The sequence below is a fragment of the Variovorax sp. 20P10.2.4 genome, from assembly GCF_058244205.1.
This window is the reverse complement of record NZ_JBZAYE010001154.1, coordinates 1-1,190: the sequence shown is the minus strand read 5'-3', so window position 1 is coordinate 1,190 and position 1,190 is coordinate 1. Positions and strand designations below refer to the sequence as shown.

At 71.1% G+C, this 1,190-nt stretch carries 1 protein-coding gene and 1 pseudogene; both read left to right on the top strand.

What is annotated here, in order from left to right:
- Positions 1-330 (top strand): OmpA family protein (locus AC27VN_RS41915; protein ID WP_490880579.1); only part of this gene is annotated, 330 nt, incomplete at its 5' end.
- Positions 331-503: 173 nt separating this feature from the next.
- Positions 504-1,190, top strand: a pseudogene (locus AC27VN_RS41910) (TolC family protein); the annotation flags it as partial.

Sequence of the window (1,190 nt, the reverse complement as noted above, 5' to 3'; positions counted from 1 at the left end):
GCCGCCGCGGTCAAGGTCGAGAACGGCGTGGTCAAGTTCTACTTCGCCACCGGCAGCGCCGAGGTCGCGCCCAATGCCAGGGAGGCGCTGGCCGACGTGATCAAGGCGGTGCAGAGCGGCAACACGGTGCTGGTGAGCGGCTACCACGACGCCACCGGCGACGCCGCGAAGAACGCCGAGCTCGCCAAGCAGCGCGCGATGGCGGTCGGCGATGCGCTCAAGGCCGCGGGCGCGCCCGAGGACAAGATCGAGCTCGCCAAGCCCGAGCAGACCCAGGCCGACGGCCCCGCGGGCGAAGCGCGGCGCGTCGAGGTGAAAGTGAAGTCCTGAGGCTCGCGCCCGACTGAAACGCCATTCCGGAAGGGGCGACGCCGCATCGGCGTCGCCCCGTTTTTCTTACGCCGTCGGGAACACCCGCCATCGAAGCGAGGTGCGCGCGCCACGTTTCGCGTGACCGGGCCGCGCCGGCCCGCTACGCTTGCGCGCAAGGCATTTCGAATCCGATGACACACCTTCACCTTCGCAACGCCCTCCTCCAGGCCCTGGCCCCGCTGCTGCTCGCGGCCACCGGCGGCGCGGCCTTCGCGCAGGCCTCCGCGCCAGCCGACGATGCCACCGCGATGAGCTTCGATGCCGCGCGTGCCCGCATGCTCGACCGCTCCGACAAGCTGGCCGCCGCGCGCGCGGCGGTCGAGGCCAAGCAGTTGCAGAGCGATGGCCTCAAGCGGCTCGGCGGCCCGGTGGTCAGCGTGTCGGGCTTGGCCTATGCGTACAACGCCAACCTGAACCTCGACCTCGATCCGCTCAACCAGAAGCTCGGCCAGATCGGGCAGGCGCTGCCGCCCTCGATCCAGAGCTTCATCGCGCGCGTGCCGATACCGCAACTGCCCAACAGCTACACCTTGAACCGGCACGACACCGGCTCCAACGCCTCGGTGTCGGCGGTCTGGCCGATCTACCTCGGCGGTGCCACCGATGCGGTGCGCGGCTTCGTCTCGGCGCAGACGCGCGAGGCCGAGGCCGATGCCGAACAGGCCAGCCACGAGGTCGACACGCTGCTGGTGCAGCGCTACTTCGGCGCCCAGCTCGCGCAGCGCGCGGCGCAGTTGCGCGCGCAGGCCGAGCGCACCATCGCGCAGCATGACGCGGCGGCGCAGAAGATGCTCGCGGCCGGCGTGATCTCGCGCGTC